The sequence below is a fragment of the Actinomycetospora aurantiaca genome (genome assembly GCF_037401875.1).
Classification (GTDB): domain Bacteria; phylum Actinomycetota; class Actinomycetes; order Mycobacteriales; family Pseudonocardiaceae; genus Actinomycetospora; species Actinomycetospora aurantiaca.
Window position 1 is genome coordinate 286,031 of the sequence record NZ_JBBEGN010000006.1, and the last position, 24,959, is coordinate 310,989.

Annotated in this window: 21 protein-coding genes and 1 pseudogene; 15 read left to right on the forward strand and 7 right to left on the reverse strand. The window is 72.7% G+C overall.

The genetic code is table 11. From position 1 onward, the window contains the following. The first annotated feature begins 126 nt into the window (after window positions 1–126). From WCD74_RS15230 to WCD74_RS15270, 10 genes and pseudogenes are all read left to right on the forward strand, one after another. Window positions 127–1,218, forward strand: coding sequence for an alkaline phosphatase family protein (locus WCD74_RS15230; protein WP_337695702.1), 1,092 nt, complete (start codon window positions 127–129; stop codon window positions 1,216–1,218). Window positions 1,219–1,308: 90 nt separating this feature from the next. After that, the gene (locus tag WCD74_RS15235) at window positions 1,309–3,714 is read left to right on the forward strand and encodes a xanthine dehydrogenase family protein molybdopterin-binding subunit (protein ID WP_337695703.1); all 2,406 of its coding nucleotides are present in this window, start codon (window positions 1,309–1,311) and stop codon (window positions 3,712–3,714) included. 76 nt (window positions 3,715–3,790) lie between these two features. Next, entirely contained in the window at window positions 3,791–4,852 is a 1,062-nt protein-coding gene (locus WCD74_RS15240) for a GNAT family N-acetyltransferase (RefSeq protein WP_337695704.1), read from the forward strand. Window positions 4,853–5,051: 199 nt separating this feature from the next. After that, window positions 5,052–7,064, forward strand: a complete 2,013-nt coding sequence (locus WCD74_RS15245) for a glycosyltransferase (RefSeq protein WP_337695705.1) — start codon at window positions 5,052–5,054, stop codon at window positions 7,062–7,064. A 107-nt stretch (window positions 7,065–7,171) separates the two neighbouring features. Next, complete coding sequence (locus WCD74_RS15250) at window positions 7,172–8,914, forward strand: carbamoyltransferase family protein (protein ID WP_337695706.1); 1,743 nt, start codon at window positions 7,172–7,174, stop codon at window positions 8,912–8,914. Then, window positions 8,911–9,924 carry an LLM class flavin-dependent oxidoreductase gene (locus WCD74_RS15255; protein ID WP_337695707.1) on the forward strand — a complete coding sequence of 338 codons (1,014 nt, stop codon included), beginning with the start codon at window positions 8,911–8,913 and terminating at the stop codon, window positions 9,922–9,924. Before WCD74_RS15250 ends, WCD74_RS15255 begins: the two co-directional genes overlap by 4 nt. Beyond that, window positions 9,921–11,501 (forward strand): amino acid adenylation domain-containing protein, encoded by a 1,581-nt coding sequence (locus WCD74_RS15260; RefSeq protein ID WP_337695708.1) that lies wholly within the window; start codon window positions 9,921–9,923, stop codon window positions 11,499–11,501. Before WCD74_RS15255 ends, WCD74_RS15260 begins: the two co-directional genes overlap by 4 nt. A 2-nt stretch (window positions 11,502–11,503) precedes the next feature. Next, window positions 11,504–11,764: an acyl carrier protein gene (locus WCD74_RS15265; RefSeq protein ID WP_337695709.1), complete on the forward strand. Its 261-nt coding sequence runs from the start codon at window positions 11,504–11,506 to the stop codon at window positions 11,762–11,764. Window positions 11,765–12,187: 423 nt separating this feature from the next. After that, window positions 12,188–12,373: pseudogene (locus tag WCD74_RS30045) on the forward strand (type IV toxin-antitoxin system AbiEi family antitoxin); the annotation flags it as partial. Between the two features lie 95 nt (window positions 12,374–12,468). Further along, entirely contained in the window at window positions 12,469–12,777 is a 309-nt protein-coding gene (locus tag WCD74_RS15270) for a DUF559 domain-containing protein (RefSeq protein ID WP_337695710.1), read from the forward strand. Between the two features lie 71 nt (window positions 12,778–12,848). Here WCD74_RS15270 and WCD74_RS15275 read toward each other — a convergent pair whose 3' ends face one another. The 3 genes from WCD74_RS15275 to WCD74_RS15285 all read right to left on the reverse strand — a co-directional run bounded on the left by WCD74_RS15275 (window position 12,849) and on the right by WCD74_RS15285 (window position 15,828). Further along, window positions 12,849–13,661: a VWA domain-containing protein gene (locus WCD74_RS15275; RefSeq protein WP_337695711.1), complete on the reverse strand. Its 813-nt coding sequence runs from the start codon at window positions 13,659–13,661 to the stop codon at window positions 12,849–12,851. 89 nt (window positions 13,662–13,750) lie between these two features. Next, complete coding sequence (locus WCD74_RS15280; RefSeq protein ID WP_337695712.1) at window positions 13,751–14,671, reverse strand: AAA family ATPase; 921 nt, start codon at window positions 14,669–14,671, stop codon at window positions 13,751–13,753. A 38-nt stretch (window positions 14,672–14,709) separates the two neighbouring features. Further along, entirely contained in the window at window positions 14,710–15,828 is a 1,119-nt protein-coding gene (locus WCD74_RS15285; protein ID WP_286056969.1) for an NDMA-dependent alcohol dehydrogenase, read from the reverse strand. A gap of 214 nt (window positions 15,829–16,042) precedes the next feature. Between WCD74_RS15285 and WCD74_RS15290 the strand changes: the two genes are divergently transcribed. Continuing rightward, window positions 16,043–16,510, forward strand: a complete 468-nt coding sequence (locus WCD74_RS15290) for a Fur family transcriptional regulator (RefSeq protein WP_337695713.1) — start codon at window positions 16,043–16,045, stop codon at window positions 16,508–16,510. Between the two features lie 22 nt (window positions 16,511–16,532). Next, a complete protein-coding gene (gene katG / locus WCD74_RS15295; protein WP_337695727.1) occupies window positions 16,533–18,710 on the forward strand; it encodes a catalase/peroxidase HPI in 2,178 nt (725 codons plus the stop codon). Window positions 18,711–18,757: 47 nt separating this feature from the next. Here katG and WCD74_RS15300 read toward each other — a convergent pair whose 3' ends face one another. From WCD74_RS15300 to WCD74_RS15310, 3 genes are read right to left on the reverse strand one after another with little or no spacing between them, the layout of a single operon-like run. Then, a complete protein-coding gene (locus WCD74_RS15300) occupies window positions 18,758–19,552 on the reverse strand; it encodes an MOSC domain-containing protein (RefSeq protein ID WP_337695714.1) in 795 nt (264 codons plus the stop codon). Window position 19,553: 1 nt separating this feature from the next. Next, the gene (gene tsaA / locus WCD74_RS15305; protein WP_337695715.1) at window positions 19,554–19,967 is read right to left on the reverse strand and encodes a tRNA (N6-threonylcarbamoyladenosine(37)-N6)-methyltransferase TrmO; all 414 of its coding nucleotides are present in this window, start codon (window positions 19,965–19,967) and stop codon (window positions 19,554–19,556) included. Next, entirely contained in the window at window positions 19,964–21,046 is a 1,083-nt protein-coding gene (locus WCD74_RS15310) for a flavin-containing monooxygenase (RefSeq protein WP_337695716.1), read from the reverse strand. The genes tsaA and WCD74_RS15310 overlap by 4 nt, the downstream gene beginning before the upstream one ends. Before the next feature lie 30 nt (window positions 21,047–21,076). On the opposite strand from WCD74_RS15310, the gene WCD74_RS15315 reads away from it, so the two are divergent. Beyond that, window positions 21,077–21,838, forward strand: a complete 762-nt coding sequence (locus WCD74_RS15315; protein ID WP_337695717.1) for an aldo/keto reductase — start codon at window positions 21,077–21,079, stop codon at window positions 21,836–21,838. Between the two features lie 95 nt (window positions 21,839–21,933). On the opposite strand, the gene WCD74_RS15320 is transcribed toward WCD74_RS15315, so the two are convergent. After that, the gene (locus WCD74_RS15320) at window positions 21,934–23,112 is read right to left on the reverse strand and encodes a cytochrome P450 (RefSeq protein ID WP_337695718.1); all 1,179 of its coding nucleotides are present in this window, start codon (window positions 23,110–23,112) and stop codon (window positions 21,934–21,936) included. A 112-nt stretch (window positions 23,113–23,224) separates the two neighbouring features. Here WCD74_RS15320 and WCD74_RS15325 point away from each other — a divergent pair, with 112 nt between their 5' ends. Both WCD74_RS15325 and WCD74_RS15330 read left to right on the forward strand, forming a co-directional pair. Next, on the forward strand, window positions 23,225–24,562 hold the full coding sequence (locus tag WCD74_RS15325; RefSeq protein WP_337695719.1) for an Nramp family divalent metal transporter: 1,338 nt from the start codon (window positions 23,225–23,227) through the stop codon (window positions 24,560–24,562). Between the two features lie 95 nt (window positions 24,563–24,657). Continuing rightward, a partial coding sequence (locus WCD74_RS15330; protein ID WP_337695720.1) for a hypothetical protein occupies window positions 24,658–24,959 on the forward strand: 302 nt, incomplete at its 3' end.

The following is a 24,959-nucleotide window of genomic DNA, read 5'->3' on the forward strand; positions in this document are numbered from 1 at the left end:
GCGCCACGCCGGGCCCGGCAACGCCACGTCCGACCACCGGAATCGAGTGCGACACCCGGCAGCTCCACGGGCCAGCGAACCTGCGTCATGCCGCACTCGACGTGGGCACCGGGCAGGATCGGCGGCGTGACCGGCCTCGACGCGGTGCTCCCGGCCCTCCTGCGGGCGATCGGGCACGACCTCGACCCGCCCACCGACCCCCTCCCGCTCCCGGAGGCGCGGTCCGCGGTGCTCCTGCTGGTCGACGGGCTGGGCCGGGAGCTGCTGGACGCCCACGCCGCCGACGCGCCGTTCCTGGCCGCGATGCGCGACGCCGGGCCGCTGCAGGTGGGCTTCCCGTCGAGCACGCCGATCAGCGTGACCAGTCTCGGCACCGGACTCCCGCCCGGCGCGCACGGCACGCTGGGGGTGCGCTTCCGCGTCGACGACGTCCTGCTCGACGCGCTCACCTGGACCGAGGGCACCACCGACCTGCGCGAACGTCTCGTCCCCGAGCGGGTCCAGTCGCACCCGACGGTGTTCGAGCGCGCCACGGCCGCGGGGGTCGCCTGCACCGTCGTCTCCGACCGCGCCTTCCGCGAGTCCGGGCTCACCCGGTCCGGGCTGCGTGGGGCGACCTACCGGGGCGTCGGGTCGTTCGGCGACCTGGCCGCGGAGATCCTCGGGGCCCCGCCCGGGCTGGTCTACGCCTACCACGCCGACCTCGACCAGCTCGGCCACCTGCACGGCCCCGGCTCCCTCGCGTGGCGGTGGCAGCTCCGCGCGATCGACCACCTCGTCGCCCGACTCGCCGAGGACCTGCCGCCGGGCACGCTGCTGGCGGTCACCGGTGACCACGGGATGGTCGCCGTCGACCGCCGCCACGACGCCGACACCCACCCCGACCTGCTGGCCGGCGACCCGCTCGTCGGCGGCGACCCGCGGGCGCGTCTGCTCTACACCCGCCCCGGGACCGCCGACGACGTCCGCGCGGCCTGGACCGCCGTGCTGGGCGAGGACGCGCTCGTCGTCGGGAAGGAGCAGGTGCTCGACGACGGGTGGTTCGGCCCGGTGGACGAGGCGGTGCGCGACCGGGTGCCCGACCTGGTGGTCGCGATGCGCGGGACGGCGGCGGTCGTGCGCACCGAGGGGGAGCCGGTCCTGGCGCGGCTGCCGGGGCAGCACGGTTCGACGACCGACGCCGAGCGGCTCGTGCCGCTGCTGACCCCGGTCGGATAGACAGGGTCCCTGCTGATCATCAGGTGTGCGTGGTCACAGACTCGTCTAGTGTCCATGGTGGACGCGCCACCACGGCAAGAGGAGTTCTGCGTGACCGTCACGACCCACACCGGCGGCTCGATCCTGGGGCACCCGGTCAAGCGCACCGAGGACCAGGAACTGATCACCGGCGCCGGCGCCTACACGGGTGACCTGCCCGTCGAGGGGGCGCTGCACGCGGTCTTCGTCCGGTCGCCGATCGCCCACGGCACGCTGGGCGACATCGACGTCGAGGAGGCCCGCGGCATGCCGGGCGTCGTCGCGGTCTACACCGCGGCCGACCTCGACGTCGCCGACCGTCCCGGTCTGCCCGGTGTCGTCCCCGACGCGATGTCCCGTCCGCACCTCGCGAAGGGCAAGGTGCGCTTCGTCGGCGACATCGTGGCCGCCGTGATCGGGGAGACCGCGGGCCAGGCGCTCGACGCCGCCGAGACCGTGTTCCCGGACATCGAGCCGCTGCCCGCCGTCACGGGGATCGAGGAGGCCTTCGCCGACGGCGCTCCCGTGCTGTTCGACGAGGTCGGCAGCAACCTCGTGGCCGGTGCGGGCACCGGCGAGGTCGCCGGCATCTTCGACGAGGCCGACGTCGTGGTCGAGGGCAAGTTCCTCAACCAGAAGCTGGCCGGCGTCCCGATGGAGCCGAACGCCTGCGTCGTGCAGCCCGGCGAGCCCAACGGCGGGATCACGCTCTACCTCTCGACGCAGACCCCGCACGGCGCCCGCGACGCGATCGCCGGCGACCTCGGCTTCGAGGCCGACCAGGTCCGCGTCGTCGCCCCCCGCGTCGGCGGCGGCTTCGGCCCCAAGGCCACGGCCTACCCGGAGTACACGATCGCGGCGAAGGCGGCGATGCTGCTCGGCCGGCCGGTCCGCTGGAACGAGACCCGCTCCGAGAACATGCTCTCGATGGTGCACGGGCGCGCCCAGGTCCAGTGGGTCGAGCTCGGCGTCAAGAACGACGGGAAGATCGTCGGCCTGCGCGCGTCGGTCATCGGCGACGGCGGGGCGTACCCGGCCGTCGGCACGATCCTCCCGAGCCTGACCCAGCTGCTGGCCCAGGGTGTCTACGACATCCCGGCGATCGAGTTCTCCTGGAAGACGGTCGTCACCAACACCACCACCGTCGGCGCCTATCGCGGGGCCGGGCGCCCCGAGGCGACCCAGCTGCTCGAGCGCATCATCGACATGGCCGCCGACCGGATCGGCGTCGACCCGCTCGAGATGCGCCGGATGAACTACCTGCAGCCCGAGCAGTACCCGATGACCTCGCTGACCGGCGCCGAGTACGACAACGCCGACCACGAGAAGGCCCTCGACGCCGCCAAGTCGGCCGCGGGCTACGACGAGCTGCTGGCCGAGCAGAAGCGCCGCCGCGACGCGGGCGACCGGGTCGCGCTCGGCATCGGCGTCGGCTCCTACGTCGAGGTCACCGCCCCGCTCGGCCTCGACGGCGAGTACGGCTCCGCGCAGGCCCACCCGGACGGCACCTTCACCGTCATGGCCGGCACCAGCGCGCACGGCCAGGGCCACGAGACCGCGTTCGCGCAGCTCGCCTCGGCGGTGCTGGGCGTGCCGATGGAGAAGGTCAAGGTCGTCCAGTCCGACACCGCCGTGGTGCGGTCCGGCGCCGGCACGCTCGGCTCCCGGTCGCTGCAGACCGGCGGCTCGGCGATCCACAACGCCTCGACCGAGCTCGTCCACCGGGCGCGCGAGATCGCGGCGCACCTGCTCGAGGCCGCCGTCGAGGACATCGAGCACTCCGACGACGGGTTCGGCGTGCGCGGCGTCGCCGGCAACACGATCACCTGGCAGCAGGTCGCCACGGCGTCCGAGGACGGCACCGGGCTCGAGGACGGCGCCGGCCGCGCGCTGCGCGAGGACCTCGACTTCAAGCAGGGCCAGTCGAGCTTCCCGTTCGGCACGCACATCTCGGTCGTCGAGGTCGACCTGGACACCGGCATGGTCAAGCCGCTGCGCCACGTCGCGGTCGACGACTGCGGGCGCATCCTCAACCCGATGCTCGTCGCCGGCCAGCAGCACGGCGGCATCGCCCAGGGCATCTCGCAGGCCCTGTTCGAGCGGGTCACCTACGACGAGGACGGCAACCCGACCACGGGCAACCTGGCGTCCTACACGATCCCGTCGGCGGCGGACCTCTGCTCCTACGAGGCCTCCAACACCGAGACGCCGACCCACCTCAACCCCATCGGGGCGAAGGGCATCGGCGAGTCCGGGACGATCGGGTCGACGCCGGCGGTGCACAACGCCGTCATCGACGCCGTCTCGCACCTCGGGGTGACGCACATCGACATGCCGCTGACCCCGGAGGCGGTGTGGCGGGCCATCGACGGCGCGGCGACGAACGGGGCGTCCGACCCGGGCACCCGGCACCAGGCGGGCCCGGAGTACGCGGGCAAGGCCGAGACCGAGCACGTCCCGGACGGCACGGACGCCTGAGACGCATTTCCCGACGGCGGGTGGGGCACACGGCCCCACCCGCCGTCGTGCGTCCTGCTTTCGTAGAGTGCTGCGGATGGCCGGTATCCGCGCCCTGGAGCGCAGTGACCTCCCGCAGGTCAGCACCCTGTTCGCCCAGGTCATGGGCGGCGCCTCGGCGGAGCGTGTCGCGCCGTACCTGCGACGGATCCTGCTCGACGACCCGTGGGCCGACCCCGAGATCCCCCCGCTGGTCCACGAGGGCCCCGACGGCGGCATCGTCGGCTTCATCGCCGCCAGCACCCGGCGCATGGTCCTCGACGGGCGCAAGGTGCGGATGGCGGTCAGCAGCAACCTGGTCGCGCACCCGGACTGGCGCTCCAAGGGCGTCGGCGCGCTGCTGAACCGCAAGCTGCTGGGCGGCCCGCAGGAGTTCACCGTCGCCGACCGCGCGAACGACGAGTCCCGCGGGCTCTGGCTCGGTCTCGGCGGCCAGGAGCTGCCGGGCGCCTCGATCGCCTGGTTCCGGGTGCTCTCCCCGGGCGCGACCGCGGACGCCCTGGTCTCGCGGCGCTCCGGCCGCCTGGCCCGCGCGGCCCGTCTCGTGGCGCGGCCCGTCGACGCCCTCGGGGGCCGCCTCGTCCCGCCCCCGCCGCGCCCCTCCGGCAGCACGGAGCCGCTCACCGCGGAGACCCTGGCCGAGCAGGTCGCGGCGGCGGGCCGCCGGCTGCGGCTGCGCCCGGACTACGACCCGGCCTATCTGGAGTGGGTCCTCGCCGAGCTGCGCCGGCTGGACCGGGGCGAGCTGCACGCCCAGCTCGTCCGCAACGCGCAGGGCCGGGTGCTCGGCTGGTTCATCCACCTGCTCCCGCCGGGCGGGGTCGCCGAGGTCCTCCAGGTCGGCGTCACGGGGACCGACCCCGAGCCGGTCCTCGACCACCTGGTCGCGCACGCCGCCGCGCACGGGGCGGCCGCGGTCCAGGGCCGGCTGGAGCCCGTGTCCGCGGGGATGATCGGGCGGCCCGGCGTGCTCGTGCGCAAGAACGCCCGCGCCCTCGTCCACGCCGAGGCGAACGTGCTGGGCCTGCTCAGCTCCACGACGTCGCTCTGCAGCCACCTCGAGGGCGAGTGGCTGGTCTCGCACGCGGCGCGCCAGTAGGTGGCTCCGGCTCGTAGTCGCCTTGTCGCGGGGAATCCCGGGTCGGGGGTCGCCTTGTCGCTGTGAATCCCAGCGACAAGGTGCGCCCAGGCCCTCGGTAACCCGCGACAAGCTGCACGGGGCGCCGCCCCGGGGCCCTCCCCGCCGGACGCCGCCCCCCGGACCGCCCGCGACCGCCCTGCACACATAATCGACCACCGTGTCCCAGGAGACGAAGCGCAGCGGAGCTCGACCCGGGGAGCGGGGCCTCGCCGTCCTGATCGTGTCCTACCGGCGCGCCGACCTGCTCGAGCGCGCGCTCGCGAGCGTGGACAAGTGGCTGCCCGAGGCGCGGGTGCACGTGTGGGACAACGCGTCCTCCGGCTCGCCCGCGGTGCGCGAGCTCGCCGCCGGCCGGCCCGGCGTCACGTGGACGTTCTCCGAGTTCAACCTCGGCTACATCGCGGCGATGAACGCGCTGATGGCGCAGGTGCCCGAGCACGACGTCCTGCAGCTCAACCCCGACGCCGAGCTCCTCGGGCCGTGCACCGCGGCGCGCGCGGCCCTGGCGGAGCCGGGCGTCGCCGTCGTCTCGCCGACCGTGCTCGACCCCGAGGGCCGCGACCTGCCGTGGGACGTCGCGCACCGCGAGCAGGGGGTGGTGCGCAACCTGCTGAACTCGGCCGGGTACGCGAAGCGGCTGCGGGGCCGCACGGTCAGCGACCTGTACCCGGAGCCGCCGCAGCGCGTGGACGGCTACCTCACCGGGTGCGCGCTGTTCATCGCCCGCGACGCCTGGAACGCCCTCGGGCCGTTCGACGAGCAGTTCTTCGTCTACGGCGAGGACGCCACCTGGCAGCCGAACGCGCGTAAGGCCGGCTGGGAGCTGCGGCTGGTGGACGACCCCGCCGCCGGGCCGCAGGTGCGCCACTCCTCGGGCGGGACCGTCGCCGACGACCCGCTCGCCTCCATGCGCGGCTCCGACCTGCTGCGCAGCGCCCAGGTGATGGTGCTCGGCCTGGAGCACAACGCGGGCCGCGGGTCGCTCTACGCGGCCGGGTCCACGCTGCTCGACCGCGTCCAGCGCTCCAAGCGCGGGCCCCGCCGCGCCCGGCTGGACGCCCTGGCCCGCGAGGCCGGGGGACGCCCCGCCGTCGTCGTGATCACCAACGGGCTGCGGCCGGGCGGCGCCGAGCGGCAGCGCGTGGTGCTGGCCAACGAGCTCGTCGAGCGCGGGCACCCGGTGACACTGGTGTGCCTCCAGCACCTCGGGCAGTACATCGCCGAGCTGGACCCCCGCGTGCGGATGCTCATGCAGCCCTGGTGGCAGCCGGTGGTCGACGTGGCCGCGACGGACGAGGCCATCGTCGTCGGCGGGTGCACGAAGACCGAGATCGGGTTCGCGACGGCGTGGCGCGCGCTCGGGCGCGCCGTCGGCCAGCGGCGGTACTGGATCCCCGCGGCGCACGACCCGGCCGAGCTCGACCGGCCGACGTACTCCGAGGTCCAGGCGCGGGCGCTGCGCACCGCGGACGGGCTGCTCGTGCTCTCCCGGCAGCACCACACGGACCTGTCCCGCCACCAGCGCCTCACCGACACCGTCATGGTCGCGCCGAACGGCCTGACGCCGGGGCAGCCGCTGGGCGAGGTGTCCGCGAGCGGGCCGGTGCGCTTCTGCATGCTCACCCGCCTGCGGACCTACAAGAACACGACCCTGCTGATCCGCGCCCTGGACGCCCTCGCGCGACCCGACGAGTGGACGCTGGACATCTTCGGCGTCGGCCCCGACGGTGCCGCGATGGAGGCCGAGACCCCGACCTACCTGCGCGGGCAGGTGCGCTGGCGGGGGGTGTCGCCCGGTCCGGACCACGCGTTCGCCGAGACCGACGTGCTGTGCGTGCCGAGCGGGTTCGAGGCGTTCCCGCTGGTGATGGTGGAGGCGATGACCCGCGGGGTGCCGGTGATGGCCTCCGCGAGCGGGTCGGTGCCCGAGATGCTCGACTTCGGCGGGGCCGGCGTCGTCGTCGACCCCGTGACCGTCCCGGCGTGGACCGAGGCGCTGCGCCGCGCGCTCGACGACCGGGCCGAGCTCGCCCGGCTCGGCCGCGCCGGCCGCGAGCGGGCGCTGGCGCTCTACACCGACGACGCGATGGTCGACGCCTACCAGCGGGCCTTCGTGACGGTGCTCGGACACCCGTTCCCGGGCGCGACGGAGGCCGCCACGCGGGTGTGAGGTCTGCGTTGTCCGATTCGCGCGGACTCCCACCCCGGATGAACCGCAGGCGAACTCGCGCGTCATAGTGAGGGAGTCGGCATTCGTCCACGAGGGGGCCCCGCTCGATGATCGTTCTCGGACTCAGTGGTCTTCCGAATTCCCGACGGAAGCTTCACGAGGGCAACCCGGACATCGACCCGCTCGACGCGAGAATCTGCCAGGGCCTCGACAGCGCGGCGGCGATCATCGTCGACGGGTCGCTCGTGGCCGCGGCGTCCGAGGAGCGGTTCGACGGCGACAAGGGCACCGGCGCCCTGCCGCGGCAGGCGATCGCCTGGTGCCTGGCCGAGGCGGGCGTGACCGCCGACGACGTCGACGTGGTGGCCCACGGCTTCGACTACGACCGCCACCGCCGTGCCTTCGCCCTGAACCGGACGCACTTCGACGAGGTGCTGAGCTCGCAGACGGTGCGCGACGCGCTCACCGACGCGGGGTGGCCGCAGCTGGCCGCGGTCCTGACCCCGGTCGAGCACCACCGGGCCCACGCCCTGTCCGCCACCGTGCCGAGCGGCTTCGACCGCGGGCTCGCGGTCGTCTCGGACGGGATGGGCGAGGTCGACTCGCTGACGATCTTCCGGTTCGTCGGCACCGAGCTGGAGAAACTGCACACGCAGCCGATCGCCGCGTCGCTCGGGATCCTGTATTCGATCGGGACCCGGTTCCTCGGTTTCCAGTTCAACAATGATGAATACAAGGTCATGGGCCTCGCGCCCTACGGCGATCCGTCACGCTATCGCGGGGTCTTCCAGAAGTTGACCCGCTTCGACCACGACAAGGGCTCGGTCGTGATCGACTGGCCGTCGGGGGCGCTCGCCGACGCCGAGCGGGGCTACCCGCGCGCGCGGGCGCTGCTCGAGGAGCAGACCTTCACCCCCGCCGTCCCGGACGGCTCCATCCAGCGCGACGAGGCCGACTTCGCCGCCTCCATGCAGGAGTGCCTGACCGACCTGCTGGTCTCCCTCGTCGGGCACTGGCTGGAGCGGACGGGCGAGACGAACCTGGCGCTCGCCGGCGGGACGTTCCTGAACTGCAAGTCCAACCAGTCGATCGCCGACCTGCCCGGCGTGCAGCGCCTCTTCGTCCAGCCGGCCTCCGGGGACGACGGGTCGTCGCTGGGAGCGGCCTACGCGGTGGCGGAGGACCTGCGGCCGGTCGCGACGCCGTTCGACCCGTACCTGGGCGCCCGCTACTCCGCCGACGAGGTGCGGGCCGTGCTCGAGGCGCGGCCGGACCTGCGGTGGCGCGAGGTCGGGCTGACCGAGGAGTACCTCGCCGCGGCCGCGGACGACATCGCCGACGACCGGATCATCGCGGTGTTCCACGACCGCATGGAGTTCGGCCCGCGGGCCCTGGGCAACCGCTCGATCCTCGCCCGGCCCGACGGCGACCGGATCAAGGACCGCATCAACTCCGCGGTCAAGTTCCGCGAGGCGTTCCGCCCGTTCGCCCCGGCCGTGCACGTCGACGACCGCGACCGGCTGTTCGTCACCCGCGGCTTCGAGCCCGACCACTACATGCTCTGCACCGCGCACGTGCGGCCCGAGGCGAAGCCGGCGCTGTCCGGGATCGTCCACGAGGACGACTCGGCGCGGATCCAGACGGTGACGCCGGGCCTGAACCCCACGTTCGCGTCCCTGCTGGAGAAGGTCCGCGACCGGACGGGCACGGGCTGCGTCGTGAACACGTCGTTCAACGTCAAGGGCCAGCCGCTGATCATGGACCCGGCGACGGCGGTCGACACGTTCGCCCGGATCGCCCTGGACCGTCTCTACATCGAGGGGTTCGTGGTGGAGGGGACGCAGCGGTGACCGGTCCCGTGCAGATCTACTCCACCTGCCCGCAGTCGAAGGACGTGCCGGCGGGGACGTACGCGCAGGCCGTCGCGGAGGTGTCGCGGTGGAGCGAGGCGGCCGGCTGCACCGGGATGCTCGTGTACACCGACAACGGCATCGCCGACCCGTGGCTGGTCGCCCAGCACGCGATCACCGCCACGGAGCGCCTCGCGCCGCTGGTGGCGGTGCAGCCGGTGTACATGCACCCGTTCACCGCGGCGTCGATGGTCAGCTCGCTCGCCTATCTGCACGGCCGCTCGGTGCACCTGAACATGCTGGCCGGCGGCTTCCGCAACGACCTGCTCGCGCTCGGCGACCCCACCGAGCACGACGACCGCTATGCCCGCACCACCGAGTACACGCAGATCCTGATGGCGCTGCTGCGCGGGGAGACGGTGACCCACGAGGGCCGCTGGCACCAGGTGCACAACCTGCGGCTGGCCCCGGCGCTGCCGGCGGAGCTGATGCCGGAGGTGCTGATCTCCGGGTCGTCGCCGGCCGGTCGCGCTGCCGCCGAGGCGATCGGGGCGGTGCCGATCCGGTACCCGGAGCCGCTGGGGCAGGAGACCGCCGAGGCCCCCGCGGGTGGGGGCGTGCGCGTCGGCATCGTGGCCCGCGAGGACACCGCGGACGCGTGGAAGGTCGCCGAGGAGCGGTTCCCGACCGACCGCAAGGGCCAGATCGCGCACTCGATGGCGATGCGGGCGAGCGACTCGTCGTGGCACGCACAGCTGTCCGCGGCGGCGAAGGCGCAGCCGGTGACGGCCGACGGTTCGGGCGAGCCCGACCCGTTCTGGCTCGGGCCGTTCCAGAACTACCAGACCTTCTGCCCGTACCTGGTCGGCTCGTACGACCGGGTCGCCGCCGCGATCGCGCACTACGCCGGCCAGGGCACGCGGGTGTTCGTGCTGGACATCCCGCCGTCGGCCGAGGAGCTCGACCACATCGGTGAGGTGTTCCGGCGGGCGGGCGTGGTGGCGCGATGACCCGTCTCGAGGACCTGCTCACCGCCTCCGCGGAACGTTCCCCGGGGTCGACGGCCCTGATCGGGCCGGACGGGGTCGAGACCCTGACCTACGCGGAGCTGGACGCGCTGACGGACCGCATCGCGTCGATGCTCGTCGACCGCGGCGTGCGGCCCGGCGACCGCGTCGGGGTGCTCGCGGCCAAGACGCCGTGGACGATCGCGTCGCTGATCGGGACGCTCAAGGCCGGCGGGGTCTACGTGCCCGTCGACTCCGCGTCGCCGGCGGCGCGGGTCGCGCGGATCGTCCGCTCCGCGGAGCCGTCGGTGCTGCTCGCGGACGCGTCGGCGACCACCCTGGTCGACGGCCTCGTCGCGGAGGGCCTCTCGGACCTGACGGTGGGCTCGCTGGAGTCGCCGCTGGAGGGTGAGCGCTTCACGACGGCGTTCTCCGCGGCCGACATCGCCGCGCTCGACCCGACCCGACCCGACGTCACGAAGGATCCGCTCGCGCACCTGCTGTTCACCTCGGGGTCCACCGGGATCCCCAAGGGCGTGATGATCACGCACGACATGGTGTCCGCGTTCGTCGACTGGGCGCTGGGGCACTTCGGCACGAAGCCGGGCGACCGGATCTCGGGGCACCCGCCGCTGCACTTCGACCTGTCGACGTTCGACATCTACGCGACGCTCGCGGCAGGCGCGGAGCTGCACCTGGTGCCGGCGTCGCTGGGTCTGGACGCGCGGAAGACGGCGGCGTTCATCCGGGACCGCGAGCTCACGCAGTGGTTCTCGGTGCCGTCCGTGCTGACCTACCTGGCGCGGTTCGACGCCGTCGGGCAGGACGACTTCCCGGCGCTGGAGCGGCTGCTGTGGTGCGGCGAGGTGCTGCCGACGCCGATCCTCGCCCACTGGATGCGGAAGCTGCCGCGCGTGCGGTTCACGAACCTGTACGGGCCGACCGAGGCGACGATCGCGTCGTCGTACTACGACGTCCCGTCCGTCCCGCAGGACGAGTCGGTGCCGGTGCCCATCGGGGTGCCGTGCGCGGGGGAGTCGCTGATCGTGCTCGAGGACGGGCGCGAGGCGGGGGTCGGGGAGATCGGCGAGCTGTACATCGGCGGGGTCGGGCTGTCGCCGGGGTACTGGCGCGACCAGGAGAAGACCGACGCCGCGTTCGTCCCCGGTCCGGACGGAGACCGGATCTACAAGACCGGTGACCTCGCGCGCACGGACGCCGAGGGCGTGGTGCACTTCCTCGGTCGGACCGATTCGCAGATCAAGTCGCGCGGGTACCGGATCGAGCTGGGCGAGATCGAGACCGCGGTGAACACGGTGTCCGGGGTCCGCGAGTGCGCGGTGGTGGGCGTCGACCTCGGCGGGTTCGAGGGCACGACGATCTGCTGCGCGTACTCGGTGGCGGCGGGTGCCGAGCTGCCGGTGAACGACATGCGTCGGGCCGTGGGCACGTTGGTGCCGCGCTACATGGTGCCGGCGAAGTGGCTCGTGCTCGACGAACTGCCCAAGAACGTGAACGGGAAGATCGACCGGCCGGCGCTGCGCGAGCGGTTCCGTCCGGCGCCGAAGGAGAGCGAGTGAAGGTGACCGAGACCGACCACGGCCGGCTGCGCGACCGGGTGGCCGAGGTCGTCAGCGACCGGGCCGGCATCGACGTGCCCGACGCCGAGACCGACCTCCTCGAGGCCGGGCTGATCGACTCCCTCGCCCTGGTGACGCTGATCGTCGCCCTGGAGGAGACCTTCGGCGTGCAGCTCCCGCTGGACGACTTCGACGTCGAACGGTTCCGCTCGGTCGCGTCGATGGCGGACTTCCTGGTGGAGGTCGGCGCCGAGCCCGCGTGATCACGACGGCGGGACGGTGGTGGCTATTGTCGATCTTCCGGACAGCCACGACCGTCCCGCCGATCTGATCACGAGCGGATCGGGAACCGATCCGGCCCGGCGCCCCTCCAAGCCGGTGTGGAAACCACTTCGGCGCCGGACGCCTCGACCGCCATCCCCTTCTCCGGCTCCCGCGCGCGGCGCGAGGGCCTGATCACCTGGTCACGCCTGCGTGGCCCGAGCTTCGTCCCGCTCTACCCGGACGTCTACGTCGGTGCGCTCGCCCGGATCACCCTGGCGGTGCGGCGGGCGGCACTGGGCCTGTGGCTGGGGCCGGACGCCGTGGTGGGCGGCTCGCTGGCCGCCGACGCGCACGGCGCTCCGGTGGTCGACGAGCTGGCCGAGGTGTACGTGCCGCACGAGCGGCGGCCCCGGCATCCGGACGTGGTCGTCCGGCGGGGCGTGCTGTGGCCCTTCGAGGTCACCGAGATCGACGGGGTCCGTATCACGACGCCGGAGCGGACCGCGTTCGACCTCGCGCGCCGACTCGACCTCGTGAACGGCGTCGCCATGGTCGACGCCCTCGCGATGCGGGGTCCGGTCAGCCCGTGGCGGTTGCACGATCTCGCCGGACGCCACCCGAACGTCCGGGGACTCGAGAAGGTCCGGCGAGTGGCGGAGCTGATGGCGTTCGGCGCCGGGCCCTCCCGGAGAGCCGGACACGGGTGCAGCTCGTCCTGCGCGGCGTGCCGGCTCCGATGCTGCAGTACCGCGTCGTGCGGGTCACGCCCGACGGGCGGGCCCACGTCGTCGCCCGCCCCGACCTGGCGTGGCCGGAGTACCGCCTGGCCCTGCAGTACGACGGCCCGGACCACCTCGAGCGGGCGCGCCGGATGAAGGACATCGACCAGGACGACCAGCTGCGCGCGATGGGCTGGCTGGTGCTCCGCGTGATGGTGTCCCAGCTGGCCGATCCCGACGCCCTGGCCGAGCGGGTGCTGACCGAGCTCCGGGCCCGTGGATGGCGCCCATGATCATGACGGCGGGAGCGGGGTGGCTGCTCCGGAGATCGAGAACAGCTACGCCGGTCCCGCCGTCGTGATCATCAGGCGTCCAGCAACCGTGCCAGCGCCGCCGGGGCCTCCGACGGGTCGGCCATCGTCTCGACCCGCGCCCCGACCGCCTCCGCCAGCGCGACCGCGTCCGACGAGTCGTCGGCCGGGGCCAGGATGAGCAGCTCGTCCAGGGACGCGGCGAGGGGCACCGGGTCCTTGTCGTCGGTCGCCCGACAGTCCGAGAGCAGCACCGTGACCCGTCGGGACGAGCGCGCGGCCACGAGCTGGTCGGCCGCCGAACGCATCGCCGCCGACAACCCCGTCACCCCGTGGCCCCGCAGGGCCAGGAGCTGGTCGACGAGGGTCTCCGGCGGCGTCGGCTGGTGCAGCCCGCGCTGGACGGTCGCCTCCCGCTCGAACGACACCACCGCGAACTCCTCGGGCGCCCGCCACGCGCACGCGGCCGCCGTCAGGGCCGCCGCCGCGAGACGACCGCCCGTCATGGACCCGGAGGTGTCGACCAGCAGGCACAGCGCGATGCCCGGCTGGGCCCAGTCGACCGCGTGGAGGTCCTCCAGGTGCGGGGGCAGACCGGAGGCCCGCGCCTCGACCAGCGGCTCCATCGACGCGTCGATGTCGATGTCGCCGCCGCGGTCGGCCGGACGCAACCGGAGCTTGGACGAGCCCCGGGCACGCGACGGCCCGACCTTCGAGCGTTCCAGCAGGATCGTGCCCGCCAGTCGGCGCGCCTTCTCCCGCAATGTCTCGTCGGTCGCCTTGGTCATGTCGACCAGGAGCTCCATGGCCGCCCCCGGGTCCTCCCGCATGAGCGCGTCGAAGGTCTCCTGGTCGATCTCGCCCACCTGCGGCGAGACCGACTCGAAGTCCTCGTGACGACGGGCGAGGTCCGACCTCGACGTCTTCGGCGCGGCCTTCTGGCGGGACTTGCGGTCTACCCCTCCGCTGCCCGCGCCGGGCGGGCTCTGGCTCCCCCCGACGCATCATCCCCGGAGGAGTCGGACGGATCGTTCTCCGACGGCTCCCGCCCGAAGACCGCCTCGTAGAGCTCCCGGATGACCTCCTCCGGCGTGCGCCGCGCCGACTCGATCACCTTGATCCGGCCCGACAGCGCGACCGTGGCGGCGTCGAGCCCGACCCGCCAGTCGTCGACGGACCGGTCGCGGGTCGCGGCCAGCGAGACGGTGACCCGGGCGAGGTCGATGGCGCCGCGGACCGACGAGCCGGTCCGCAGGTCCTTGTGCTCGCGGGTGCGACGCACGAGGTCGACGGCCTTGTCCCGCCACGCGTCCGGGGTCACCGGGGCGCGGCCGGCCACGATCTGTGCCTCGTCGGCCGCGGACTGGTAGCCCATGGCGATCCGGCAGGTGCGGTCGTGCAGCGCGGCGGAGATCCGTGCCGTGCCGACCGCGTCGTACGGGTTCATCGCCGCGACCATGCGGAACCCGGTCTCGGCGGGGATCCGGCCGAGGCGCGGGACGGTCAGCTCGCCCTCGCTCATGACCGTGATCAGGACGTTCAGGGTCTCCTCGGGGACGCGGTTGAGCTCCTCGATGTAGAGCAGCCCGCCCTCGCGCAGCGCCGAGACGAGGGGGCCGTCAACGAAGATCTCCTCGACGTACCCGTCGGCCAGCACGCGGGCCGGGTCGAAGTGCCCGACCAGCCGCGCCGGCGTCAGCTCGGCGTTCCCCTCGACGAAGTGGAAGCCGATGCTGCGGGAGTGCGCGACCCCGCGCAGCAGGGTCGACTTCCCGGTGCCCGGCGGGCCCTCCAGGACGACATGGGTACCGCCGTCGAGCGCGGCCTGGAGAAGCTCGGTCTCCCGGCCGCGCCCGACGGTGGCGACGGTGTCCACCAACGTGTGGTGCTCCGTTCTCAGTGCTCGAGGGTGGCTCAGTGCTCGTGGATGAGCACGCCGCGGACGTTCTTGCCCTCTTCGAGGTCGGCGTAGCCCTCGTTGACCTGCTCCAGGGTGTAGGTCTTCGTGATCAGCTCGTCGAGCTTGATGTCCCCGCTCTGGTACATCCCGAGGATCTTCGGGATGTCCGTGGTCGGGTTGCAGTCGCCGAACAGCGTGCCCTTGATCGTCTTCTTGAACAGGGTCATGATCGAGCCCGGGATGTGGACGTTCTGCTCGGTCAGCTTGTTCAGGCCGGTGAGGACGACGGTGCCGCCCTTGCCGATGGCATCGAACGCGCCGGTGATGATCTGCTCGGTGACCAGGCCGGCCGTCACGACGGCCTTGTCGGCACCGTTGCCGTTGGTCATCTGGCGGGCGAGGTCGGCGGCCTCCTCGATGGAGCCGACGGCGTGCGTGGCGCCGAGCTCCATGGCCTTCTCCCGCTTGTTCTCCAGCGGGTCGACGGCGATGAGGTTCTTCGCGCCCGCGAAGCGCGCACCCTGCACGGCGTTGATGCCGATGCCGCCGACACCGGAGACGATGACGGTCTCACCGGGCTGCACGTCGGCGGCGTAGACCGCCGAGCCCCAGCCGGTCGGGACGCCGCAGCCGACGAGCACGGCCTTCTCGCGCGGCAGCTCGTCGTCGACCTTGACCACCGAGGTCTGGCTGATCGTCCCGTACTGGCTGAACGTGCCGATCATGCACATCGCGCCGTAGTTCTTCTCCGCGCCGGGCCCGGTGAAGGGGAAGCGCCCGCTGGGCAGCTCGCCGGAGAGGATGTTCGCGCCCATGTCGCAGATGGCCTGCTGACCGGTGGCGCACCAGCGGCAGACACCGCAGTTGGGGATGAAGGAGCAGACGACGCTGTCGCCGGGCTTCACGCGCGTGACGCCGGGGCCGACCTCCTCGATGATGCCCGCGCCCTCGTGGCCCAGGACCATCGGCAGGCGCGCCTCGAGGTCGCCGTTGGCGATGTGGATGTCGGAGTGGCACAGCCCGGCGTGGGTGTACCTGATCAGGACCTCGCCCTCCTCGGGCCCCGCGAGGTCGAGCTCGACGACCTCGATCGGCTTGCCGGTCTCGTAGACGACCGCAGCCTTGGTCTTCATAGGGAAACGTCCTCCTCGGCGATGGACACATCACACATGCAGCGGTGGCGATGCTCACATGGATCGTCGCCCGTGACCAGTGCCCACAACGGCTCTGTTCATCGTCATGGAGCTGTCACACGTCCGTCGTCGGAAAACCCCTCGTCAGCGGTGCGGAATCTGCCGATGGCCGGAGAAACTTGATCCGTTCCAGTCTGGCTGGCACGGTGGGGACGTGCCCACGACGACCGAGTTCGAGCGCCAGGTGCGCGAGGCCGGTCTGCGCGTGACCCGTCCCCGTGTCGCGGTGCTCGCCGCGGTGCAGGACCACCCGCACCTCGACACGGACGCGATCATCGGTCTCGTCCGTGCCGACCTCGGAGCGGTGTCGCACCAGGCCGTCTACGACGTCCTGCGCGCGCTCACCGCCGCCGGCCTGCTGCGCCGGATCGAGCCCGAGGGCTCACCGGCGCGGTACGAGGCGCGGGTCGGGGACAACCACCACCATGTCGTGTGCCGGTCCTGCGGTGCCATCGCCGACGTCGACTGCGCCGTCGGCGAGGCACCGTGCCTGACCGCGTCGGACGACCACGGTTTCGCGATCGACGAGGCCGAGATCGTCTTCTGGGGGCGCTGCCCCTCCTGTCAGGCGGCGCACGCCACCACCACTCCACACCCCACCGGAGGGAACAGTCGTGTCTGAGCACGTCACCCGCGAGACGGACATGAACACGGAGGACGCGGGCGGCTGCCCGGTCCACGCCGGCCGTCTCTCCCACCCGACCGAGGGTGGCGGGAACGTCGACTGGTGGCCCAACCAGTTGAACCTGCGGATCCTGCGCAGTCACACGCAGGCGTCCAACCCGATGGACCCGGACTTCGACTACGCGAAGGAGTTCGCGACCGTCGACCTCGACCAGCTCGCCGCCGACGTCGACAACACCCTCAAGACCTCGCAGGACTGGTGGCCCGCCGACTTCGGCACCTACTCGGGCTTCATGATTCGCATGGCGTGGCACTCGGCCGGCACCTACCGCCTGGCCGACGGCCGCGGCGGCGCCGGCATGGGCATGCAGCGCTTCGCGCCGCTCAACAGCTGGCCGGACAACGGCAACCTGGACAAGGCGCGCCGTCTGCTGTGGCCGGTCAAGCAGAAGTACGGCCGCAAGCTCTCCTGGGCCGACCTGCTGATCTTCGCCGGGAACCGTGCCCTCGAGATCTCGGGCTTCACCACCTACGGCTTCGCCGGCGGCCGTCCGGACGTCTTTGAGCCGGACAACGAGACCTACTGGGGCCCGGAGAACTACTGGCTCGGCGGCGACCAGCGCTACACCGGCGACCGCAAGCTCGAGCAGCCCCTGGGCGCCTCGCAGATGGGTCTGATCTACGTCAACCCGGAGGGCCCGGACGGCAACCCCGACCCGCTGGCCGCCGCGCGCGACATCCGCGAGACCTTCGGCCGGATGGCGATGAACGACGAGGAGACCGTCGCGCTCATCGCCGGCGGCCACACCCTCGGCAAGACCCACGGTGCGGCTGACCCCGACCAGTACGTCGGCCCCGAGCCCGAGGGCGCCTCCATCGAGGAGGGTGGCCTGGGCTGGAAGCAGGGCTTCGGCAAGGGCAAGGGCCGCGACACCATCACCTCCGGCCTCGAGGTCACCTGGACCTCCACGCCGTCGAAGTGGAGCCACGGCTACTTCGAGAACCTGTTCAGCTACGAGTGGGAGCTCCACAAGTCGCCGGCCGGGGCCTGGCAGTACCGCCCGGTGAACGGCGGCGGCGCCAACACGGTGCCGGACCCGGAGACCGGTGAGCTCACCCGCCAGCCCACGATGCTGGTCACCGACATCTCCCTGAAGGTCGACCCGGTCTACAAGGAGATCTCGCAGCGGTTCCACCAGAACCCCGCCGAGTTCAACGACGCGTTCGCCCGGGCCTGGTACAAGCTGACCCACCGCGACATGGGCCCGATCGACCGCTACATCGGTGCCTGGGTCCCGCAGGAGACGCTGATCTGGCAGGACCCGGTGCCGAAGCACGAGGGCCCGCTGCTCACCCACGACGAGGCCGAGGAGCTCGAGAAGCAGGTCCTCGACTCGGGTCTCACGGTGTCGCAGCTGGTCAAGGCGGCCTGGGCCTCGGCGTCCACGTTCCGCATCGGTGACAAGCGTGGTGGCGCCAACGGCGCCCGCGTGCGCCTCGACCCGCAGATCGACTGGGAGGTCAACGACCCGCAGGAGCTGCGGCGGACGCTGTCCACCCTGGAGGGCATCGCCCAGGCGTCGGGCAAGGTGTCCCTGGCCGACCTGATCGTCCTCGCCGGCGGTGCGGCGATCGAGAAGGCCGCCGCGGACGCCGGCGTGACCATCGAGGTGCCGTTCACCCCGGGCCGCACGGACGCGAGCCAGGAGTGGACCGACACGGACTCGTTCACCTACCTCGAGCCGAAGGCCGACGGCTTCCGCAACTACCTCGGCAAGGGGCACGCACTCCCCGCCGAGTACCTGCTGGTCGACCGGGCGAACCTGCTCAACCTGACCGCGCCGGAGATGACCGCGCTCGTCGGCGGCCTGCGCGTGCTCGGTGCGAACACGGGCGGCTCGACGCACGGTGTGCTGACCGACCGCCCCGGCCAGCTCACGAACGACTTCTTCACCAACCTCCTCGACATGAACACGACCTGGGCCAAGGTCGCCGAGGAGGAGGGCCTCTACGAGGCGCGCGGGACCGACGGCGAGGTCCGCTGGACCGGCACCCGCAACGACCTGGTGTTCAGCTCGAACTCCGAGCTGCGCGCGGTGGCGGAGATCTACGCCGAGACCGGGGCCGAGGAGAAGTTCGTCCGCGACTTCGTCAAGGCGTGGGTCAAGGTCATGAACCTCGACCGGTACGACGTGTAGGTGCGTAGCTCGTGAGTACTGATCCGTGCTGGAGCACGGATTAGTACTCACAGGCGCAGCACATCGCCGACCGACAGCGTCCCGCCCCGCATCACCTGCGCGTACGCCCCGGCGCACGGCAGGACCCCGAAGCCCGGCACCTCGACGCGGTTCTCCCGCATCAACGGGGTGACGGCCTTCGGGGCACGAGGCAGGTCGCCGTGCTCCAGGGTCGGCACGGAACACCGCGGCGTGGGCAGCACGACCCGCAGCACCACGTCGCCGACGGTGAGCTCCCGGCCGACCCAGCCGTTCTCCGCGAACGGCTCCGCGTCGTCCGAAGTGATCACGAGGTTCGGGCGGTAGCGCAGGGCCTCGATGCCGAGGTGGTCGAGGGTCGCCGTCGTGATCAGGTGGATCGGCGAGTGGTCGACGAACGTGTCGCCCTCGCTGCCCTGGCTGATCTCTAGCGTCGGCGCTTCGACCTCCGCCTCGACCCCCTGCGCGAGCACCTCCTCCGGGTCGGGGCGCTCCACCGACGAGCCGGCCGGGCGGGCGTCGGCCACCGTCACGGCCCGCCCGAGATCGGCGGAGAGCTCGTCGGCCAGGGCGGGATCGTCGACGGCGCGCTCGTGTCCGTCGGGTGCGATGACCCGCACCGACCCGCCGTCGTGCACGGAGCTGTACTGCAGCAGCCGCCGCCACAGCCGCGGGTGCTTCGCGGTCGCGACGTAGCCGGTCTCGGCGTCGATCAGCCCGTACCGGCGGTCGTACTCCAGGCCCGTGGCCCCGACGGCCGCCTGCTCGACCTGCTGGCCGAGCATCGACTTCACGGGATAGCGGGTCAGCGTCGAGACCTGCACGTCATCTCTCCTCGCAACGGTGGGCGAGCGCGGGCTTCAGGTCGACGACCGGGGTGCCGTCGACCGCCTCGAGCGCGTCCACGTGGATTCTCGCTCCCGCCACGATCTCCAGCACCCGCACGGTGTGCAGCCCGAGCGGGTTCGGCCGCGTGGGGGAGCGGGTGCTGAACACTCCCGTCCGTGGCCGGGCGGGGTCGCTGCGCGGGTGCACCGCGAGCACGTCCCGCTCCGCCCGGTGGAACCAGGTCACGACGACGAGCTCGTCCCCGACCGTGAGGTCGGCCGCGGCGTCGGCCACCGACGGGTCCAGGACGATCCACGCGTCCGGGGCGCCCTCGTCGGCCTGCTTCGGGGCGTCGGCGAGGTCGGTCAGCGTCGACTCGACGTGCCCGATCACGCGCAGCGTGTAGGTCATTCCGCGATCTCCTCGACGACGGCCTCCACCTGACGGATGAGGTCGAACGACACCGTGCCACCACCCGCCGGGGCGACGACGTGGTGCACGCCCTGCGCATCGGCGATGCGCCCGACGGTCGGCTCGCCCGCATCGAACTCGTCGGTCACCACGAGGACGTCGAGCTCGTGCACGGTGCCGTCGGCGAGCTCCAGACCCTCGCCGCGCACCCGGGCGAGGTCGTGCCACGGCACCGCCGTCACCTCGGGGCGGGCGAACAGCTCGAGCCACCCGTCGTCGAGCACGACCCGCCCCGACCCGGCGTCGGGAACGAGCAGGTCGACCAGCCCCGGGTCGTCGAGACGGGCCCGCATCGCCGCGCGGTCCGGAGCGAGCGGGGCGACGGACGGGGGCGTCTCGCGCAGGGCCGCGAACCCGTCGCGGTAGTCGTCGCGCTCGCGCCAGCCGTACACCGGGTTCTCGCGGGCGAGGACGTCGCGCGGCCCGTTCGCGACGACGGCCAGCGAAGCGACCTTCCCGACGATCCACGGCGCGAGCTGGATCGCGGCGGCGGTCGTCCCGAGCAGTCCGACCCGGCGTCCGGACAGGTCGTGCCCGTCCTCGGGCCACGCCGCCGTCCGCAGGACGAGGCCCTCGAAGGCGCCGACGACGACGTCGGGTTCGCGCGGCAGCCGGCCGGTGCAGGCCACGACGTGGCGGGCGCGCGCCACCCCGCCGTCGTCGGTCCGCACCGCCCACCCGCCGTCGGCCGCCTCGATCGACACCACCCGGGTGCGCACCGAGATCGACCGCCGCAGGTCGAGCCGGTCGGCGACGAACCGGAACCAGCGCTGCACCTCGTAGCCCGCGGGGTGGCGCTCGCTCCAGCCCCAGTCGCGGTAGAGGCGCTCGGAGAACGTGTACTGGTAGAGGTGCCCCTCGGTGTCCAGGTGCGAGCCCGGGTAGGCGTGCCACCACCAGGTCCCGCCCACGTTCCCGGCCTCGTCGAAGGCGTGCACCCGCAGCCCCCGCTCGCGCAGCAGGTGCAGGGCCAGCAGCCCGGAGAAGCCGGCGCCGACGACGGCCACGTCGAGGTCCATCATCGAATTCTGATGGACGACATCCCACGCGTGACACTGAATGACGGCCGGTCGGTCCCGCAGCTCGGGTTCGGCGTGTACCACGTGCCGCCCGAGGACACGGCCCGTGTCGCGCGGACCGCGTTCGAACTGGGCCACCGCCACGTCGACACCGCGCAGGGCTACGGCAACGAGGCGCAGGTCGGGCAGGGGCTCCGGGAGTCGGGCGTGCCGCGCGAGGACGTCTGGATCACGACGAAGCTCGACGACGGCCGCCACGGCGACCCGCGCGTGGCGCTGGCCGAGAGCCTGGAACGGCTCGGCACGGACCACGTCGACCTGTACCTGGTCCACCGGCCCGGCGACCGGGACGTCGAGACCTGGCGGGCGCTGATCGCGCTGCGGGACGAGGGGCTGGCGCGCTCGATCGGGCTGTCGAACTTCTCCCGACGGCAGGTGCGGGCGGTGGTCGGCGCGACCGGGGTGGTGCCCGCGGTGCACCAGATCCGCGCCAACCCGCGGACGCCGCACCGGGCGATGCAGGCCTTCCACCGGCGGCACGGCATCGCGACCGAGGCGTGGGGGCCGCTGCGCGAGGGCCGGCTCACCACGCACCCGACCGCGCGTCGGGTCGCGGAGCGGGTCGGCGCGACCCCGGCCCAGGTGCTGCTGCGCTGGCACCTGGAGCGCGGGCTGATCGCGTTCCCGAAGACGACGTCGGCGGCCCGGCAGGCGGAGAACCTGGGGTGCCTCGGCGTCACGCTCTCCGGGAAGGACCTCCGGGCGATCGACCGGATGCGCAGAAGGCCGTAGGTCGGCGAGGACACGCACCGACTCATGATCAACAGGCCCTCACGCGCCTGTCCGGTGGCCCCGCGGCCCCGTGCGGGACTGGTGATCACGGGGGCCTACGAGCAGCGCACCTCGAGGTGCTCGTAGCCGCGCAGGCCGTTGTTGATCATCGGGGTGCGCGAGACGATCTCGAAGCGGCCCACCCGCTCGGCGAGGCGTTCGAGCAGCGCGGACATCTCCAGCCGGGCGAGGTGCATGCCCACGCAGACGTGCTCGCCGCGGCCGAACGCGAGGTGGTCGGACGGCTTGCGGGTGATGTCGAAGCGGTCCGGGTCGGGGTACTTGCGCTCGTCGCGGTTGGCCGAGCCGTAGAGCAGGGCGACCCGGCTGCCGGCCGGCAGCGCCACGCCGTCGATCTCGTGGTCGTCGGTGAGGACCCGGGTGAACTGCGGGACCGGGGTCTCCAGGCGCAGCGCCTCGTTGATCGCGTGCGGGATCAGCGACCGGTCCGCGCGCAGCAGCTCCCACTGGTCCGGGTGCTCGGCGAACAGCGCGATCATCGACGCGATGCCCAGGATCGTGGTGTCCAGGCTCGGGGTGACGTAGTCGAGCATCATCACCGGGCACTTCTCGTGGGGCATCTCCCCGCGGTCGGCGGCCTGGTAGAGGTGCGCGGCCCAGCCGTCCGGGTCGATCCGCCCGGGGACGGCGTCGTTCGCGGCGAACGACAGGAACTCGTCGACCGACGGCCCCGCGTCGAGGAACCGCTGGTTGCGGGGGCCCTGGACGTCCCAGATGGCCGCCGCCCACTCCAGCATCTTCGGCCGGTACTCCTCACCCAGCCCGACCAGCGTCGACACGACCGTCATCGGCAGGTGCTCGGCGAGCTCGGTGACGGCGTCGAAGCGGCCGGCGGTCACCACCCGGTCGACGACCCGGTCGGCCTCCCGCTCGATGGTCGGGGCGATCTCGCGCATCCGGTCCGGCCGCAGCGGGCGCCCGAGCACGGAGCGCATCATCGTGTGGTCGGGCGGGTCGGAGCACAGCGTGATGCCCTCGAGGTTCCGGTTCGTCTCCTCGTCGACGAAGACGGATTTCGCCGAGGAGAACGTGCGCCAGTCCATGAGCGCGGCGCGGACGTCGGCGTAGCGGGGGAGCGCGTAGTGGCCGTGCCGGGACATGAGCACGACCGGACCGGCGTCCCGCAGTGCACGGTAGGTCGGGTTCGGGTCGAGGCGGGCGTCGTCGGCGAAGAGATCGACGTCGCTGACCGGGATGTCGTGGACCGCTGTCACGCCGACCATCGTGCGGGGAGCCTGTGACCCGGCACACCCGATCTGCCGTCGAGCGGAAGGCCGGGTGCCCGAGATGCGGCAGACTGTCACGTCCCGGCCACGAGGAGGCGCCATGAGCCAGGACGTGCCCGTCCAGCAGCATCCGGCCGAGCCGCTCGAGCCGCCGACCGGCGCCGCGCGGTTCCGCAGCCTCGGTCCCGGCATCCTCGCGGCGGCGGCCGGCGTCGGCGCGGGTGACCTCGTCGCGACGATGGTCGCGGGGGCCGAGTACGGCACCGCCCTGCTGTGGGCGGCGCTCGTGGGCACCGGGCTCAAGCTGGCCCTCGGCGAGGGGGTCGGCCGCTGGCACCTGGCGTCGGGATCGACCCTGCTCGACGGCTGGCGCCGCCTCGGCCGCTGGGCCACCGGCTTCTTCGCGGTCTACATCGTGATCTGGGGCTTCGTGTACGGCGCGACGGCGATGTCGGCCGTCGGGCTGCCGCTGAACGCGCTGTTCGGGGGCCTGTCGGTGCGCTACTGGGCGATGATCGCCGGCGTCGTCGGCCTCGCCCTGGTGTGGGCCCAGCGCTACCAGGTCTTCGAGAAGTTCGTGACGGTGCTGGTGGCGCTGAAGTTCGTCACGGTCGTCTCGGTCGCGATCCTGGTGACCCCGAACCTCGGCGACCTCGCGTCCGGACTGGTGCCCCGCCTGCCGGCCGGATCGACGGTCTACGTCCTGGGCCTCGTCGGCGGGGTCGGCGGCACGATCACGATGGCCGCCTACGGCTACTGGATGTTCGCCAAGGGCTGGAAGGGCACCGGCTGGTTGTCGATGATGCGGCTCGACAACGCCGTCGGGTACGTCATGACCGGCATCTTCGTCGTCGCGATGCTCATCGTCGGGTCGACGCTGCTGCTCGGACAGGACCTCACGGAGTCCGACCGCGGTCTGCTCACCCTCGGCGAGGTCCTCGGCGCCGACTACGGCCAGTGGGCCCGGATCCTGTTCCTCGTCGGCTTCCTTGCGGTGACGACGAGCTCGCTGCTCGGGGTGTGGAACGGCGTCAGCCTGCTGTTCGCCGACACCCTGCGCACCCTGCGCCTCCCGCACGGGAAGGCGGCCGACACCGTGGGCTCCGAGGCCGCCGTCGAGGGTGAGGAGGGTGAGCGGGGCGCCTACGAGGCGGCCACCGTCGAACGCTCGTGGGCGTTCCGCGGCTACCTGCTCTGGCTGACGGTGCCGCCGATGGTGCTGCTGTTCATCGACCGGCCGTTCGCGCTGACGCTGGTCTACGGCGTGCTCGGGTCGGTGTTCATGCCGTTCCTCGCGATCACGCTGATGCTGCTGCTCAACTCGTCGCGGGTCGCGGCGGGCGGCCGCTCGGGCTGGCTGTCGAACGTGCTGCTCGGGGCCTCGTCCGTGCTGTTCCTCGCGCTGCTCGTGACGGACGTGGTGGGTCGCCTGGGCTGAGCGATTCGTCCGGTTGCCGCGGAGGACGGCGGAGGTTCGGCCGAACTTCCGGCGAGGAGCGATCCGATCACCACCCACCGCGCGGACGTCCCGACGTGAACGCTTCCCCCGATTTCGTCCCCGACCCGCTGGCGGCCCTGCCGGTCCTGCGGGAGGCCGGCGTGAGCGTGTACTGGGAGCACCTCGACGGACGGACGGCCTGGGTGGCCGACCCGGAGACCCGCGAGGTGTGGCTCTCGCGGGCCATCCCGCCGGAGGCCCTCCTGCGCTACTTCGTCGAGGCCCTGCAGGTCCTCGACGACGGGTCCGCCGTGGCCCCGTCGCGCAGCCTCACGCTGGTGCACTCGGCGGACGGGGCGGCCGACCCGTCGTCGGGACGACCGGCCCTGCGCCTCGT